This window comes from Vibrio sp. Y42_MX_L11 (assembly GCF_024181785.1).
Classification (GTDB): domain Bacteria; phylum Pseudomonadota; class Gammaproteobacteria; order Enterobacterales; family Vibrionaceae; genus Vibrio; species Vibrio diabolicus.
Map to the genome: position 1 here is coordinate 57,517 of NZ_JAMZAP010000002.1, position 16,380 is coordinate 73,896.

Here is a 16,380-nt window from a genome sequence, read left to right on the forward strand (position 1 = left end):
AGGATGAAAGCTTCGGAGAGAATTGAATGAAAATAATCAATGCCATTATTAAGCCGTTTAAATTAGACGATGTGCGAGAAGCATTGGCTAACGTCGGTATCGAAGGGATGACGGTATCAGAAGTTAAAGGGTTTGGTCGTCAAAAAGGCCACACGGAACTGTATCGCGGCGCTGAGTATCAGGTCGATTTCCTACCAAAAGTGAAAATTGAAATCGCTACTCACGCGGATAATGTTGAGCGAGTGGTTGAAGCGATTACAAAAGCTGCGCAAACAGGAAAGATTGGTGACGGTAAAATTTTTGTCTACGACCTGAACCAAGCGGTGCGTATCCGAACGGGCGAAATGGACGCAGAAGCACTTTAAGAATTCAAGGGATTGGAGAAACTTATTATGGAATTAACAACAACAGTAACCGAGTTACGTTACGCACTTGACACCTTTTTCTTCCTCATTTCCGGTGCGTTGGTAATGTGGATGGCAGCTGGTTTTGCGATGCTAGAGGCTGGTCTTGTGCGCTCTAAGAACACAACAGAAATTCTTACGAAGAACATCTGTTTGTACGCAATTGCATGTACGATGTTTCTGATCGTTGGTTACAACATCATGTATGTCGACAACGGAGAAGGAGGCTGGTTACCTTCGTTTGGTGCGCTGATTGGTACTCAAGGTGAAGGGGCTGATCACTCTCTAGAGTCTGATTTCTTCTTCCAAGTCGTCTTCGTTGCAACGGCAATGTCTGTCGTTTCTGGTGCGGTGGCTGAACGTATGAAGCTTTGGTCTTTCTTGGTTTTCTCTGCGATTTTGACCGCATTTATCTACCCAATGGAAGGTTATTGGACATGGGGCGGTGGTTTCCTAGCAGAAGCTGGATTTAGCGACTTTGCAGGTTCAGGTATCGTACATATGGCTGGTGCTTCTGCAGCTCTCGCTGGTGTATTGCTTCTTGGTGCTCGTAAAGGTAAATATGGAAAAAACGGTGAAATCTACCCGATTCCAGGTTCAAACATGCCTTTGGCAACACTAGGTACTTTCATCCTTTGGTTTGGTTGGTTTGGGTTTAACGGTGGTTCTCAGTTGATGGTTTCAGACTTTGAGAACGCAACAGCGGTAGGTCAGATCTTCCTAAACACCAACGCAGCTGCTGCTGCAGGTGCTATTGCGGCGCTATTTGTATGTAAAACGACTTGGGGCAAAGCGGATTTAACGATGATTCTCAATGGTGCGCTAGCTGGCTTGGTTGCTATCACCGCAGATCCTCTATCACCATCGCCATTATATGCAGTTGCTATCGGTGCAGTATCTGGCGCGCTAGTCGTATTCAGCATCATTGGCCTAGATAAACTAAAAATTGATGACCCAGTCGGTGCGATTTCAGTGCATGGTGTTTGTGGCTTCTTTGGTTTGATGGTTGTGCCACTAAGTAACGGCGATGCTACATTCGGTGCGCAGCTTTTAGGTGCAGTCGTTATCTTTGCTTGGGTATTTGGTGCCAGTCTAGTGGTGTGGGCTATCTTGAAAGCAACCGTTGGAATTCGCGTCACGGAAGATGAAGAAATGGAAGGTATGGACATGCATGATTGTGGCGTCGGTGCGTACCCAGAATTTGTCACTGTGAAGTAATCAATAGCCTGTAATAAATAGTTACACTCTCAACATTAAAAAACCTGCTCCGATGAGCAGGTTTTTTAATATTTGTCATTGTCTTCTTATTGAACATACATATAATAACGCAACTGATAAACGTTATCATTAGCATGGTAAAGGATTAAACAATGAAAAAACTGCTAACTCTTTCAGCATTAACTTGCGCAACCTTAGCTCCAACAGCAATGGCTGCTGAAGAAGTGAACGTCTACTCTTACCGTCAACCTTTCCTAGTTGAACCTATGTTCAACGAGTTCACTAAAGAAACTGGCATCAAAGTAAACGTAAAATTTGCTAAAAAAGGCTTAGCAGAAAAGCTAGCTCAAGAAGGCGAGTACAGCCCAGCTGACGTTATCCTTACGACAGACATCAGTCGTCTAGCTGAACTGACAAACAAAGGTTTAGTTCAGAAAGTAGATAGCAAAATCATTGAAGAAAACGTACCAGCTCAATACCAAGATAAAGAGAATGAGTGGTTTGCCCTAACTCTACGCTCTCGTAGTGTTTACTCTTCACGTGATCGCGTAGGTAAACTAGGCGCAGATTTCAACTATGCAGATCTAGCTAAGCCAGAGTTCAAAGGTAAAATTTGTACTCGTAGCGGTAAGCACCCGTACAACGTTTCTCTAGTTTCAGCAATGATTGCTCACAATGGCGAAGCAGAAACCAAAGAGTGGTTGGAAGGCGTGAAAGCAAACCTTGCTCGCAAACCACAAGGCAACGATCGTGCACAAGTTAAAGCGATCAAAGAAGGTCTATGTGATGTTTCTCTAGGTAACAGCTACTACCTAGGTAAAATGGTTAATGACAAAGAGCAAAAAGCTTGGGCAGATGCAGTTTACATCAACTTCCCTAACCAAGAGACTACAGGTACTCACGTAAACATCTCTGGTATGGCGATGGCGAAGTACTCTCCAAACAAAGACAATGCTGTGAAGCTAATGGAATTCCTAACGGGTGACAAAGCGCAGCAGATGTACGCAGAAGTTAACTACGAGTACCCTGTTAAAGAAGGCGTGAAGCGTTCTGAACTTGTGGAATCTTGGGGTGACTTTAAAGCAGACAAGCTTTCTCTAGACGATATTGCAGCCAACCACGAAGCGGCAATTAAGCTATTAGACGAAGTGAAATTTGACCTTTAATTCCTTGTGGGGGTATAACAGTACCCCCATTTGATTAAAGGATATGAGATGTATTTGCAACAGCATTTGTATTTCATACAGCCTTGCAGTAATTAGGCGATGAAAGATAAACACTCTTTATGGAAAACCAGTAGTGGGGTAATAACTCTGTTACTGGTTTTGCCGATCTTAGCGATCTTCTACACCGCAATTGGTGAAACGGATGATTTGTTTGCCCATTTAATGGCGACAGTCATGCCGACTTATATTTTTAACACGGTTGCGCTCACTATTGGCGTAATGGTGTTGTCCTTAATTCTTGGTATACCAAGCGCTTGGATAATGGCCATGTGTAAACTGCCGACCGAAAAATGGTTGCAGTGGGCATTGGTGCTACCTCTTGCGATGCCAGGTTATATCATTGGTTATATTTTTACTGATTGGTTTGATTTTGCAGGACCGATTCAGATCTTTTTGCGTGATGTAACCGGATGGGGACCTGGCGAGTATTGGTTCCCTGATATTCGCACCTTGCCTGGCGCGACCTTTGTGTTGGCTTTAGTGCTGTACCCTTATGTGTATTTGCTGTGTCGAGCTGCATTTATGGAGCAAAATGTCTCTTTGTTGCAAAGCGCGCGTTTGCTCAAATGCTCTCCATGGGAAAGCTTTTGGCGCATCTCGATGCCATTAGTGCGACCTTCTATCGCTGTGGGTTTGTCGCTGGTCGCAATGGAGACTATCGGTGACTTTGGTACTGTAAGTTACTTCGCTGTGAATACGTTAACCACAGCGGTCTACGATACTTGGTTGGGATACTCTAATCTTAATGCAGCAGCCAAGATTTCTGCCATGATGCTCGTCATTGTAGTACTGCTTCTCAGTGCCGAACGCTACAGTCGTCGTAAACAAAAGCTTTTTCAAAGCCAATTTAACAGTCACGAAGATTTTCGTTATGAGTTGACGGGCTGGAAAAAGTGGACCGCGCTGGTTTGGTGTTGGGGCTTGGTTTCGGGCGCGTTTATTTTGCCATTACTACAGCTGATTGATTATGCGATAACTTACTTTGCGCAGAGTTGGACCCCCGAGTTTCGTGAATACGCATGGAATAGTTTGGTCGTGTCGGTTATTGCCGCCATTATAGGTGTTGCTGTCGCACTGATCGTTAACTTTACCCATCGCGTCAATGGCAAGCGCGAAAGCTTGGCATTTATGCGTCTTTCTTCGATGGGGTATGCAGTGCCAGGAACCGTATTAGCGATTGGTGTGATGGTCGCAGTACTGTTTATGGATCACCGCGTCAACGACCTTGCTAAAGCCATGGAGTGGGGCAGACCGGGACTTATTTTTTCTGGCTCCATGTTCGCCCTGGTTTTTGCCATGGTTGTGCGCTTTTCAGCGGTGGCGATTGGTAGTATCGAAAGTAACTTAAATAAAATTTCGCCTTCGTTAGATATGGCGTCTCGCACCATGGGTTGTAAGCCTAATGCCATGCTGTGGCGTGTGCACTTTCCGCTGGTTAAACGTGGTGCACTGATTGCGGCTCTGTTAGTGTTTATCGAGTCGATGAAAGAGCTCAATGCGGCCCTATTACTTCGTCCGTTTAACTTTGAAACACTAGCCACATACGTTTATAACTTCGCCTCGGATGAGCATTTGGAATTGGCCGCTTTGCCTGCGGTTTTGTTGGTTCTTGTTGGGTTGATCCCGCTTGTTGTTGTTAACCGTTCACTGGAGCAAAATCACTGATGAGCTGCGCATTATCAATTAAAAACCTAACCTGCCAATATGATGATCAAACCGTACTGGAATCATTGTCTCTTGAGGTGGAACAAGGGCAAATTGTCTGTTTACTAGGTGCAAGTGGTTGCGGAAAAACAACACTATTAAAAGCCGTTGCGGGATTATTGCCGTTAACGTCAGGCGAAATGAGCTTAAATTGCGTCACGATTGATGATGGGGAGAACTGGTTGCCACCAGAACAGCGTAATATCGGGATGATTTTCCAAGATTATGCGCTTTTTCCTCACCTGACGGTGGAGCAAAATATTGCCTTTGGCTTAAAGCATTACTCGACAAAAGAGAAAAATAGCAAAGTCCAAGAGATGCTCGAGCTCGTGCATTTGCAAGGCTATGGCGATCGTTATCCTCATCAATTGTCTGGTGGACAGCAGCAGCGTGTTGCGATTGCTCGCTCATTAGCTTACAGCCCAGACTTATTGTTGTTGGATGAGCCGTTCTCCAATATTGATACGCAAGTTCGCCATGAGTTGATAAGTGAGATCCGTAAGATTTTTAAGGCGCAAGGCGTGACTGCCATTTTTGTTACGCATAGCCGTGAAGAGGCTTTTGCCTTCGCGGATAAAATGGCAGTGATGAACAATGGTGTTATCGAGCAGTATGGCACGGCATCTGAGCTTTACTACCAGCCTTCAAGTAAGTTTGTTGCGGATTTCTTAGGTGGTGGTAGCTATCTGGCCGCTAAACGAGTTTCGGATTCAGAATATGAAACCCACTTGGGTGTGGTTGAAGCCACAGCCCAACAAGAGATCCCAGTGCAGTCTGAATGCTCTTTGTTGCTAAGGCCGCAACATGTGCAAATTCAATCTGATGAAGAGAGCTCAGTAACGGTGCTGGAGCAGCACTTTATGGGCGACCATTGCCGTTACGTGATTGATGCGAATGGCGACCGTTTGTTGGCTACAGCATCGCAGGCATTAAATATTGGTGAGTCTGTTGCTGTGAAAATTGAAACGCAGGGCGTGCTGGCATTCGCTTAATGTCTCTGCATACGGGATTGCGAATCCATTCTCGATTTGTTGATACAAAAAAGCCCGGCAGTGATGCCGGGCAAGTGCTCTTCTCCTGTTGATGAGCGCCTTTTCAGACAGCGTCGACTCTCATCATTGTGCTCGAAGCGGGCACAAGGTCAGTTATAAAGATAAGAAGTCTTTAAACTGTTGAAGAACACGTTCCGCAGTGTCCTTATCTTGCATTTCTGCAAAAATACGTAGTAACGGCTCAGTACCAGAAAAGCGGGCGATGATCCAACCGCCATTCTTGAAGTAGACTTTCGCACCATCTTCGTAGCTGACTTTTTCGATCTCAAACTCAAACTCAGGCAGTTGTTTTTCAACATATATCTTGTTGAACAGGACTTCTTTTTGCGCTGGTTTGAATTTGCAATCACCTTCTGCCATGTACGCGTAGCCGTACTTACCGTAGATTTCATCTAGCAACTCAGACAATTTCTTGCCTGTTACTGAAATCATTTCAACTAACAAGCTAGACGCGAAGACGCCATCTTTACCTTTGATGTGGCCACGAATGGTTAGGCCGCCAGAGCTTTCCCCACCAATCAGTGAGTCATCCGCTTCCATTTGAGAACTGATGTGCTTAAAGCCTACTGGTACCTCAAAGCATTTTTCACCGTGGTCTTCAGCAATTTTATCGAGAAGATGAGTCGTCGCGATGTTACGTACCACGGAACCTGTCCAACCTTTGTACTCCAATAAGTAATAATAAAGTAGAATCAGGACTTCATTCGGATGAATGAAGTTACCTTTTTCGTCAATAATACCAAGACGGTCCGCATCGCCATCGGTACCGATGCCAATATCGTAACCTTGCTCTTTTACTAGGTGCATCAAACGGTAGAGTGTTGCAGCACTTGGCGAAGGCATTAACCCACCGAAGTCTGGGTTTTTTCCATCGTTAATCACATCAACGTCACAGCGGCCGTTGATTAATACGGTTTGCAGTGCATTTTTTGCGACACCGAACATCGGGTCAATCAAAACGCGTAGGTTGGCTTTTTTGATCGACTCGATATCAATAAAGTTAATTATCGAATCTACGAACTCGTTCATCGGGTTGATAATTTGAATCAGCTTATCTTCAACCGCTTGTTCAAAATCGACACTTTTTACATCTTGTGCAGTGAGCGTATTGATTTGTGATTCGATTTTCTGGGTGATGATTTCATCTGCATCACGACCGCCTTCAATGAAGACTTTAATGCCGTTGTAATCGGCCGGGTTGTGCGATGCCGTAATACATGCCGAGTAAGCGCAGCCCATTTCCTTCGCTTTAAACATTACGATAGGCGTTGGAACAAACTTATCGATAAAGCTAACGACGATGCCGTTTGCTGCTAAAACTTCGGCAAACCAACGGCCAGCTTTGTCAGACAGAAAGCGACGGTCATAGCCAATCACAAAGCCGCGATCAGCAACCGATTCGTTATTCGTGATGTTTGCAACTGCTTGAGCGACCAAACGTACATTATCTTTAGTGAACTCCTCACCGATAAATGCACGCCAACCGCCTGTACCAAATTTGATCATGATTCGATCCTCGATAAGAGCGGCATCCCACCGCCTCTTAAATCTTTGCTAGCGAACCGATGCACTCATCAAACTCAGTGCATCGGATAAATCAAAAGGGGAGAAGAACTCCCCTAAAAGATGATTAACCTAGAGTAACGATAACTTCGTTTACTGAACCTTCCGCTTGAACTGGTACAGATGCACCACTTACAGCTTCACCGTTTACGGTAATCGACTTAACGCCTTTGCTCACTGAATCAGGGTTAACCACTTTGATGTTGTACGTTGCACCTAGCCATTGACGAGTCACTTCGAAACCAGGCCAGTTAGTTGGGATACATGGGTCGATAGTTAGACCATCGAAGCCTGTACGTACACCAAGGATAAAGTTGGTAACAGCGAAGTAAGCCCAGCCAGATGTACCTGTTAACCATGGGTGGTTTGCACGACCGTGGTCTTGGTGGTCACGACCCATGATGAACTGCACGTATGAGTATGGTTCTGCAATACGTTTTTCGATGATGTCGTTCTGGTTGTATGGGTTTAGTGCATCGTAGAATTTCATTGCACGGTCACCACGACCCAGTTTCGCTTCAGCTACCCAAGCCCATGGGTTTGGATGCGAGAAGATTGCACCGTTCTCTTTTACGCCTTGGTAAACGCGAGTTACGAAGCCGATGTCATCATTTGGTGTTGCAAAAGATGGTGAGTTTAGGTGAAGGCCGTATTCAGAGAACAGGTTCTCGTCGACCGCGTCCATCGCTTTTTCGCCGCGCTCTTGAGATACCGCACCAGAAAGTACTGCAAGCGTGTTTGACTCTAGGTGCACTCGGCCTTCTGCTTGTTGCGCTGTACCGATCTTGTCGCCATTTTTCGTCAGACCACGGATGTACCAACCGCCTTCATCATCCCAAAGGTGTGTTTCACACGCTTCACGAACGTTTGCTGCCATTTCCGTGTATTTTTCAACGTCGGCTGCTTTACCTAGGTATTTCGCTAGGTCGATGAACTCTTGCAGTGCCCAGAAGTGTAGGAACGACACCATTGAAGATTCACCACCACCTAGGTTTAGACAGTCGTTCCAGTCTGCACGCAGACCTTTACAGATACCGGTTTGACCTACGTACTCCGCAGAGAAGTCTAGCGCTGCTTTCATGTGGTCATAAACGCTTGCATTACCGCCATCTGCGTAAGGGATCACTTCATCAAAGAAACTGTGCTCACCGGTTTCCATCACGTACTTACAGATGGTTGGTACTAGCCATAGGTGATCATCAGAGCAAGTGTCTTCAATACCGTGGATCTTATCTTCATCGGACGGAGTAGGAACAACTGTTGGAGACTTAGATGGTTTAACATCTGCTTTTTCAGGATCGAACCAATCAGGATCGAATAGGTGTAGACCGTAACCCGCTTTCACTTGGCCGCGCAGTAGGTCAACGATACGTTTACGCGTCATTGCTGGGTTAGCGTGAGGAACTGAGATTGCATCTTGCGCCGTATCGCGGTAACCAAGACCAGTACGACCACCCACCTCAATGAATGAAGCAAAACGAGACCACACCACACAAGTTTCCGCTTGGTATAACGTCCAAGCGTTGATCATGGTGTCTAGACCTTCGTTTGGTGATTTCACTTGGAACTTGCCACAACGCTCATCCCAGTGTGCTTTGATACCCTCAAATGCATTGTCGACTTCTGCAAGGTCTTGGTACTTAGCACGTAGACGCTCACCGTTGCCTTTACCGATACCTAGAATGTAAGCAAAACGAACTTCTTCACCTGGTTGGATAGTAAACTGCTTGTGCAGAGAGCCACAGTGGTTGTAACACGTTTGCGCGGTGTTAAAACACTTACCTTGCTCTACTGCTAGTGGGTTTGCTTCGTCGCGGTATAGACCTAGGAAGCTATCACGTTGGCCGTCGTATGAATCTGGATCAAACGTTGACGCTAGGTAGTAGAAACCTTCGAAGTCGTTGGTGTTGTAGTACAGGTCGTATTCAATCACGCCTTCGTTGTATGACGTACCCGCAGAGTAGAGAGACATCTGATGGTTTTGGTTATCAGATTGAATGTGACTGAATGAGAACTCAACAAATGAGAATGCGCTGATCGTACGCGGTTTGTCAGAGGTATTCTTGATGACCACATCCCAAATTTCTGCATCTTCGCCTTTTGGTACAAAGAGTGTTTTGGTTGCACTAATGCCGCTGTATTCGCACTTGAATTTAGAGTACGACAAACCATGACGAACTTCGTAGTTCGCTTCGTCTAGGCTTTTGGCAACTGGTTGCCAAGAGATTGACCAGTAATCACCCGTCTCATCATCACGTAGGTAAACGTAGTGTCCTGGGCGATCGAATGTCGCGTTTGGACGGAATTTAGTAACACGGTTGTATTCTGGAGAGTTGTAGAACGAGTAGCCACCCGCGTTGTGCGAGATAACGGTACAGAATTTTTCTGTACCTAGGTAGTTGGTCCAAGGAGCAGGTACATCAGGGCGAGTAATGACGTATTCGCGATTCCCGTTATCGAAATAGCCGTATTTCATTTGTGTCTTTCCTTTTTACTAAGCTGCATCTGCAGCCAAAATTTAAAAACTCTTCAAGCGTGATGTTTCGACATCAGTTTTGTATTACTTCCACGGTTTACGGTAATTCACTCCCTGCAAATCAAGCAGAGGTAGATGGCCTTTCAAACGTGATAAATAGTCGGTCCAATCTCGGTGTTGTTTGTCTGTCCAACATGCTTCTGCCATTGCGGTTAAGCGCGGGAAGACCATGTAGTCCATACGAGACTGGTTGTTAATGATTTCGCACCACAATGCTGTTTGAATGCCCCAAATGCGTTTGCGTATTGGATCGTCAGCTGGCACTTCAGCGAGTGGTTCATAGTTGTAAGCTTTTTCTAGCGGCAACGGGTTGGCCCAATCCACGCCCGGTTCTTCTGGTGCGTAGTCTTGGGTCATATCTAGGTAGGTGGTTTGCGCTGGTTGTAGCACCACATCGAAACCTTGGCGCGCGCAGTTCAACGCCGCTTCTTCGCTTAACCACGAATAGATCACTGTGTCTTTGCTGACTTTGTCGCCATGCTGTGCTTCTTCCCAACCCAGCATGCGCTTGCCAAGTTTGCGCAGTTTGTCTTCGGCATGACGCAAGAAGTGCCCTTGCAACTCTTTGTAGTCGCTGTAACCTTGTTGCTCCATTAGTGCTTGGCACGCAGGGCTTTTTGACCATACGCCGTTAGGTACTTCATCCGCACCGATATGAACATAAGGGGCAGGGAACAACGCGGAGACGTCTTCCAACACTTTATCGATAAACTCATAGCTCCCCGGCAGAGCTGGGTTAATGACGTTGTCGTTGTAATGCTGAATGCTGCGGTATTCGGTGGTGTCTTCTGCTTCTACCAATAGGTGTGGTAACGACTTGATGGCAGCTCGGCAGTGGCCTGGTACATCGATTTCCGGGATAACCGTGATGCCTCGTTTCGAAGCAAATGCAACCACGTCTTTGATGTCTTCGTGAGTGTAAAAACCGCCGTAACGCTCAGCAAGGTGCGTGTACTGTGGCTCATTGGTTTCATCCAACCCACGCCATGCGCCAATATCGGTTAGTTGAGGCAGTGATTTGATTTCAATTCGCCAACCCTCATCATCGGTCAAATGCCAATGGAACGTATTGAACTTGTAGTGGGCTAATTGGTTGATCAAGCGTTTGACTTGCTCAACGGAGTGAAAATGACGTGCGCAGTCCAGCATCATTCCACGATAACGAAAACGCGGTCTGTCTTTGATTGAACAGCAAACCACTTCCATGGAATTCGGTTGATCCCCAACTTTGATCAGTTGCAATAATGTTGCACAAGCATGGGTAAAACCAGACGTAGAGCCAGCTTCAATTTTGATCGACTCTTCTGCTACCTTCAGCTTGTAAGCGCCTTCATCCAAGGTTGGGTTGCCTTTGAAGATGATCTGACTGCCATTGTCTGACGCGAACTCAAATTGATGAATGCGCTTAAGCTCTTCAAGTAACCACTCTTTAGCTGCATTGGCTAGGTTTGAATAAACCGCAACGCCAGCTTGATGATTAAAGCTAAAGTAGTGATCGCTGACTTCTATATGGTTTGGTTTTGGCAATAAAGGCTGCGCATGCGTCAAGCTGGAAGGGATCTCACTACGTTCACGGTACGGTGAAGCCAATACGATCGGCGTGACATCGACTTGAGCTCGCTGAAGGTTGCCGTTGACTTCAAAGTTGACCAAGGCTTCATTGAATCCATCAGAATAGTAACGGAATGGATTCGAACCAATACTGAACTCGCAGTAAAAATGATGGTTAGCTGCCAGCACCAACCCTTCTGGTTTGAGGGTGCAGTAGCTGCCAATTTGCTTGAGCTGACCATTCGAAACACTATCCGGCAGAATGTAGCGATCAAAAGCAAAAATCAGGCTCCAATTGTGGAGATCTTGATCGCTTAAATTATGAAACGTCAATCCAAAACGGCAGTTTTGCTTTTGCTCTGATAGGACGACGAGATCAACACGATATTCCATATCTACTCCTACGCCGCACTGAGCGAGTAAAGGTTATGTTCAGGTTTACCTGCAAACATAATTGCGCCTTCAATCGCGTCAAACTGTGGCTCAACAACCCATTGCTGAACTGGTGGCGAAAGCCAACGTAAAATACGTTCAGCAATGCTGCCCATTAAACAAATACGCGTTGCGCCACGCTTGTTTAATGCCACGAGAAACATTTCTATATCAGCTGCAGTTTGTTTCAGCATTTCAATTGCCAGTGCATCACCTTGTTCTGCATGTTGGAAAATTGCAGGAGAAAACTGCCCATAATCACGAGGAAGTGCTTGTTTAGACCAAGCCACCACGTTATCAACGTCATTTTCGAAATGTGCCATGACGTGTTGTGCTAGAGGCGTTTTCTCTCTGATGCCATCTTCAGCTAACAACACTTGTTGAACTAGGCGAAGCCCCATCACTGCGCCGCCACCTTGATCCGAAATCGGGAATTCGCGACCACCGACAACGTGCTGCTCCAATCCTTTAAGATAGATGCCACAAGAACCCGTTCCTGCGATCATGATTGCGCCATCTTCGCCATTGTGTGCACCAACGCACGCGCCGTAAGCATCAGTATTAAGAGTTATACTGGCAAACGGATGAGGAAGAGACATGAAGGCTTGCCAAGATGCTTTGTGCTCAGCACCTGCAAGGGCTAAGCCGACATGCATCGATGCAAAATCTTGTTGTGTCAGACCGCCTTGCTCGGCTGCTGAAGTTATGGATTCAAGAATCGAAGCCATTGCTATTTCAGCGCCTAGCATGATGTTGGCGCTGCCGCTTTTGGCCTCGCCAATAAAATTACCTTGTGAATCTTTAATCCTGGCTCGACATGACGTGCCGCCACCATCGATACCGACAAAATACATCCCCATGATTATTGTTCCTTAATATTTTTAGAGGTTGCCAACTGAGAAATATGCTGAGCTTGACTCATTATCGCGAGTAAGTACCAAGCGCCATGCGGGATCCATTGTTCGCCCCAGCGCCAGTTTTGTAACATGTCGTCTTTTTGTGCTGGTGGGTTAAATGCGATGTCTTCCTCGTCTTCAAAGCCGCCAGTGATTCCGTTACACACACCGCCTTTAGCGTTGAAGAAACCATATTGAGGAAGGTAATCAGGGTTGTTGCGACCGTGGCCATCAAGCATGCACATGTCGTATGGGTTTAAGCCTACAATCCAGTTCAAGGCATCTTGAGCAAACACGGAAAGTTGTTGCTGTATTTCCTGCGACGCTATATGCGGTTGAGCAAGATACGCCATGGTCGCGAGTGAGCCCAATCGAGCATTCTCGCCTTGCCACCAATAGCCGGATTCATTGTTGTGTGCGACAAAAAATGCATCGCGTTTTGACTCATTTACGCCTTTAATATACTGGCGAGGGTAACCGAATGGGTTGGTCACTTTATTCGATATTTTGATCTCAAACTCACACGCTCGGTTAACGATGCGTTTTACAGATTCTGTCTGTACGGAGTCGTCTTCAATTGATAGGTATTCGCACAAGGCAATAACGGGTAGGCCCGCTTCAGCTGCGTGAAAGTATGGACGACTGCCGTCTTGGTTTGCTGACCAAAAGTGTTGAATCTGCTCATCGCTCATTTGGCGGGCAATTAAGCGTTGTGCCCACAAACGGCTCTCTTCCAAGTAGCGAGTTTCTTTGGTGGCTGTAAACAGTTCTACACTGGCTAGTAGCGCACAATATTCGTCGATAATGTTTTCTTCACCATCATTGAGGTACTGCGTATTGTGCTCTTTTAAGTGCCAGTAACCATTTTCAGCAGCATTGCGGTACTTTTGTTGATCGTATTCGCCGTGAACACCTAAACGCGACGCCGCGGCCAGCGCTGCGATGGCGACACCGCCACCTTGTCGAAAGCCTGCTTGGTAGTCATCAAATTTGTGACCAAGTTGCGTTTCGTAGGCACAGATTTCTCGTTGCGCAGTATCTTTGCTCCACTTATCAAAGACTGTCATGTAGAAGAAGCCTTTTTCGTTTTGCATACGAACAAGGAAGTCTGCACCGAACAGGGCTTCTTCAATAAGACGTGTACGTGTGAAGGCTGCAATGTCTTCGCTTCCTTCAAGCAATGAAAGTCCTTTTAGGATGTTCCAAACCACCATTGGGGTTTGTTGAGGGTTCAAATAATTAGCGTATGAAAGATGACTTAAATACTTGCTAACGTCTCCAGATGCGTCGTACCACCCTCCGTGCACATCAACCGTTTGGTTGGCGTTGAGCACTGGAACTTGTCGATCTTGTTGATCGAAAATCCCACCACAACGTTGTGATTTGAAGTAGTGGATCACATCCGACAAAGTTTGATCCAACAGAATATGTTCGCCAATGGTGAAAGAGGAAGAGCGCGTATCTTCCACTTGCAGGAAATAGTCGCCTGAATCTGTGAAAGATGAAAAGTCGATGAGGTAGAAATAGCCCTGATGCCAGTTCGCCACTTTACCTTGTTCTTCAACCGCAAAAGTTGCCACGGTTTGCTCGGTAGTGGCACAAATCAATTGAGCAGTGTAAGAAGACAAGTGTGGTTGTTCGGTCTGGACAATGGCTTTCTTTGGGCCCAGATGTTCATAACCAATGTGGTTAGTCAGTAGCAGCATTCAATGTCTCCGGGAAACGATAAAAACAGGAATGGGTCAGGCTGGACCTGACCCTCGTTATAATTAATCTTCAAATAAGTAACAGCGAACAAAGTGGTTCTCAGAAAGCTGAGTGACGTCCGGTAGTCGTTCGCGACATTTATCGGTTGCGTGTACGCAGCGTCCTGCAAATGGGCAGCCGACTGAATCTGGTGTCCAAAGTGGGATTTCCCCTTTGTTGCCTTTCAGCTTCTCGTGGATAGACTTCGATGGATCAGGCACAGCAGATACCAAGAGTTGCGTATATGGGTGCTGAGGATCGTGAATGATTTCCTCAGTATCCCCCCATTCAACCATGTGACCTACGTACATAACCGCGAGATCTTCAGCAATGTAACGCGCCGTTGCGATGTCGTGAGTGATGTAAAGCAGAGACATTTGTTTCTCGAACTTCATCTCTTCCATCAAGTTAAGAACACCAGCACGAATTGACACGTCCAGCATTGATGTTGGCTCATCTGCCAATACCACTTCTGCACCCACAGCGATGTTACGAGCTAGGTTTACACGTTGACGCTGACCGCCAGATAGCTGGTGCGGGAACTTTTGCGCGGTTTCTTTTGGCGGAATCAGACCAACTTGTTCTAGTAGGTCATACACACGCTCTTCCAGTTCCTTTTTGTTGCCTGGTGCAATCTTTTTATGGATCAGCAACGGGCGAGCAATGTGGTGAAAGATATTGTGTGTAGGGTTTAGTGAGCCAAATGGGTCCTGCCATACCATTTGTACGCCTTCACGGTATGTCATCAAGTCATGTCGAGAGGTAATATCTTGGATATCACGACCTCTGTATTCGATTACACCCTCGGTAGGGGCGTACATTTTAGCTATCATTTTAGCGGTAGTAGATTTACCAGAGCCTGATTCACCTACTACTGACAAACCGCGGCTCTTGTACATCTTGAATGACACGTCGTTGATCGCGCGCATTTTTGACTGCTTGATTGAGTTACTATTTAAAGGGAAGTCCTTAACGACATGCTTACCCTCAATCAGTAGTTCGCCGAGTTGTTTGCTCATAATTCTCTCCAGTGTAATTTTGTTCTTAGCTAGCGTTATTTTTTGTTGTTAAACCTTAGCTTGAGCAATCGTGTCGCCGTATAAGTGGCAATTTGAAAAACGACCAGGTTCAATTTGACGCAGCTGAGTTGGTACTCGTGTACAAGCTTCGTGGACGCGGTCGCAGCGGGCTTGGAAGCGGCAGCCTTGAGGAATCTCTAATAGGTTCAAAGGGTTGCCTGGAATACCAGTTAATTTGGTTTTAGGACCAGTTAGTGGAGGGAAAGAGCTACCCAAACCTTTAGTGTAAGGGTGGTAAGGACTTTCCAGAATTTGCTTAGAAGGGGCGACTTCAATTAACTCACCGGAGTACATAATGCCGATTCGATCCGAGAACTCGACCATGAGTGACAAGTCGTGGGTAATGAAAAGGATCGAGAAGCCGAACTCTTCTTTTAGTGCATAGATCTTTTGTAAGATTTCACGCTGAACCACAACATCGAGTGCCGTCGTTGGCTCATCCATGATGATCATTTTTGGATTGAGAGCCAGAGCAATCGCAATGACTAAGCGCTGGCGCATACCACCAGAAAATTGGTGTGGGTAGTCATTCAAGCGGCTTGGATGAATATCAACGATTTCCAACAATCCTTCGGCGCGCTTTTTCGCTTGTTCACGTGTCATATTGGTGTGGCGCATGATGACATCGCAAAACTGCTCTTCCATCGTAAGCACCGGATTTAATGCGTTCATTGCACTTTGGAACACCATCGACATCTCGCTCCAGCGGAATGATTGCATACGTTCATCGCTGTACTTAATGATGTCTTCACCGTTGAAGATGACCTCACCACCAGTGATGAATGCTGGCGGCTTATGAAGACGCATGAGCGAGAAAGCAACTGTGGATTTACCACAGCCAGATTCACCTGCCAGGCCAAAGACTTCACCTGGCGCAATGTCAAAGCTAACGTTGTTACAGGCGCGGACATCGCCAGCATCTGTGATGTAATCTACGCATAGGTTACGGATAGAAATTAGTGGTGCAGTCATG

The 16,380-nt window shown here is 46.2% G+C and carries 12 protein-coding genes; 5 read left to right on the forward strand and 7 right to left on the reverse strand.

Translation table 11 applies throughout. The annotated features are described in order from the left end of the window. Window positions 1-26: 26 nt before the first annotated feature. From NL643_RS02150 to NL643_RS02170, 5 genes are all read left to right on the forward strand, one after another. Entirely contained in the window at window positions 27-365 is a 339-nt protein-coding gene (locus NL643_RS02150; RefSeq protein WP_005396729.1) for a P-II family nitrogen regulator, read from the forward strand. A 27-nt stretch (window positions 366-392) separates the two neighbouring features. After that, the gene (locus NL643_RS02155) at window positions 393-1,622 is read left to right on the forward strand and encodes an ammonium transporter (RefSeq protein ID WP_046875065.1); all 1,230 of its coding nucleotides are present in this window, start codon (window positions 393-395) and stop codon (window positions 1,620-1,622) included. A gap of 152 nt (window positions 1,623-1,774) precedes the next feature. Beyond that, complete coding sequence (locus tag NL643_RS02160; protein WP_005386566.1) at window positions 1,775-2,788, forward strand: Fe(3+) ABC transporter substrate-binding protein; 1,014 nt, start codon at window positions 1,775-1,777, stop codon at window positions 2,786-2,788. Window positions 2,789-2,887: 99 nt separating this feature from the next. Then, window positions 2,888-4,513 (forward strand): iron ABC transporter permease, encoded by a 1,626-nt coding sequence (locus tag NL643_RS02165; RefSeq protein WP_253643832.1) that lies wholly within the window; start codon window positions 2,888-2,890, stop codon window positions 4,511-4,513. Beyond that, on the forward strand, window positions 4,513-5,544 hold the full coding sequence (locus tag NL643_RS02170) for an ABC transporter ATP-binding protein (protein ID WP_253643833.1): 1,032 nt from the start codon (window positions 4,513-4,515) through the stop codon (window positions 5,542-5,544). Before NL643_RS02165 ends, NL643_RS02170 begins: the two co-directional genes overlap by 1 nt. 153 nt (window positions 5,545-5,697) lie before the next feature. On the opposite strand, the gene NL643_RS02175 is transcribed toward NL643_RS02170, so the two are convergent. The 7 genes from NL643_RS02175 to NL643_RS02205 form a co-directional block, all read right to left on the reverse strand. After that, complete coding sequence (locus tag NL643_RS02175) at window positions 5,698-7,110, reverse strand: phosphoglucomutase/phosphomannomutase family protein (protein ID WP_005396733.1); 1,413 nt, start codon at window positions 7,108-7,110, stop codon at window positions 5,698-5,700. Between the two features lie 124 nt (window positions 7,111-7,234). Beyond that, window positions 7,235-9,643, reverse strand: a complete 2,409-nt coding sequence (locus NL643_RS02180; RefSeq protein ID WP_253643834.1) for a N,N'-diacetylchitobiose phosphorylase — start codon at window positions 9,641-9,643, stop codon at window positions 7,235-7,237. Between the two features lie 84 nt (window positions 9,644-9,727). After that, window positions 9,728-11,647 carry a beta-N-acetylhexosaminidase gene (locus NL643_RS02185; protein WP_253643835.1) on the reverse strand — a complete coding sequence of 640 codons (1,920 nt, stop codon included), beginning with the start codon at window positions 11,645-11,647 and terminating at the stop codon, window positions 9,728-9,730. Window positions 11,648-11,655: 8 nt separating this feature from the next. Beyond that, complete coding sequence (locus NL643_RS02190; RefSeq protein WP_253643836.1) at window positions 11,656-12,546, reverse strand: N-acetylglucosamine kinase; 891 nt, start codon at window positions 12,544-12,546, stop codon at window positions 11,656-11,658. A 2-nt stretch (window positions 12,547-12,548) separates the two neighbouring features. Beyond that, window positions 12,549-14,288, reverse strand: coding sequence for a glycoside hydrolase family 9 protein (locus tag NL643_RS02195; protein ID WP_253643837.1), 1,740 nt, complete (start codon window positions 14,286-14,288; stop codon window positions 12,549-12,551). Window positions 14,289-14,351: 63 nt separating this feature from the next. Further along, the gene (locus tag NL643_RS02200) at window positions 14,352-15,347 is read right to left on the reverse strand and encodes an ABC transporter ATP-binding protein (RefSeq protein ID WP_104970922.1); all 996 of its coding nucleotides are present in this window, start codon (window positions 15,345-15,347) and stop codon (window positions 14,352-14,354) included. Window positions 15,348-15,395: 48 nt separating this feature from the next. After that, complete coding sequence (locus NL643_RS02205) at window positions 15,396-16,379, reverse strand: ABC transporter ATP-binding protein (protein ID WP_005394709.1); 984 nt, start codon at window positions 16,377-16,379, stop codon at window positions 15,396-15,398. Between the last annotated feature and the right edge of the window lies 1 nt (window position 16,380).

Coding starts and splice junctions, on each gene's coding strand:
- NL643_RS02150 (WP_005396729.1), top strand. CDS start 27: ATGAAAATAATCAATGCCATTATTAAGCCGTTTAAATTAGACGATGTG.
- NL643_RS02155 (WP_046875065.1), top strand. CDS start 393: ATGGAATTAACAACAACAGTAACCGAGTTACGTTACGCACTTGACACC.
- NL643_RS02160 (WP_005386566.1), top strand. CDS start 1,775: ATGAAAAAACTGCTAACTCTTTCAGCATTAACTTGCGCAACCTTAGCT.
- NL643_RS02165 (WP_253643832.1), top strand. CDS start 2,888: ATGAAAGATAAACACTCTTTATGGAAAACCAGTAGTGGGGTAATAACT.
- NL643_RS02170 (WP_253643833.1), top strand. CDS start 4,513: ATGAGCTGCGCATTATCAATTAAAAACCTAACCTGCCAATATGATGAT.
- NL643_RS02175 (WP_005396733.1), bottom strand. CDS start 7,110: ATGATCAAATTTGGTACAGGCGGTTGGCGTGCATTTATCGGTGAGGAG.
- NL643_RS02180 (WP_253643834.1), bottom strand. CDS start 9,643: ATGAAATACGGCTATTTCGATAACGGGAATCGCGAATACGTCATTACT.
- NL643_RS02185 (WP_253643835.1), bottom strand. CDS start 11,647: ATGGAATATCGTGTTGATCTCGTCGTCCTATCAGAGCAAAAGCAAAAC.
- NL643_RS02190 (WP_253643836.1), bottom strand. CDS start 12,546: ATGGGGATGTATTTTGTCGGTATCGATGGTGGCGGCACGTCATGTCGA.
- NL643_RS02195 (WP_253643837.1), bottom strand. CDS start 14,288: ATGCTGCTACTGACTAACCACATTGGTTATGAACATCTGGGCCCAAAG.
- NL643_RS02200 (WP_104970922.1), bottom strand. CDS start 15,347: ATGAGCAAACAACTCGGCGAACTACTGATTGAGGGTAAGCATGTCGTT.
- NL643_RS02205 (WP_005394709.1), bottom strand. CDS start 16,379: ATGACTGCACCACTAATTTCTATCCGTAACCTATGCGTAGATTACATC.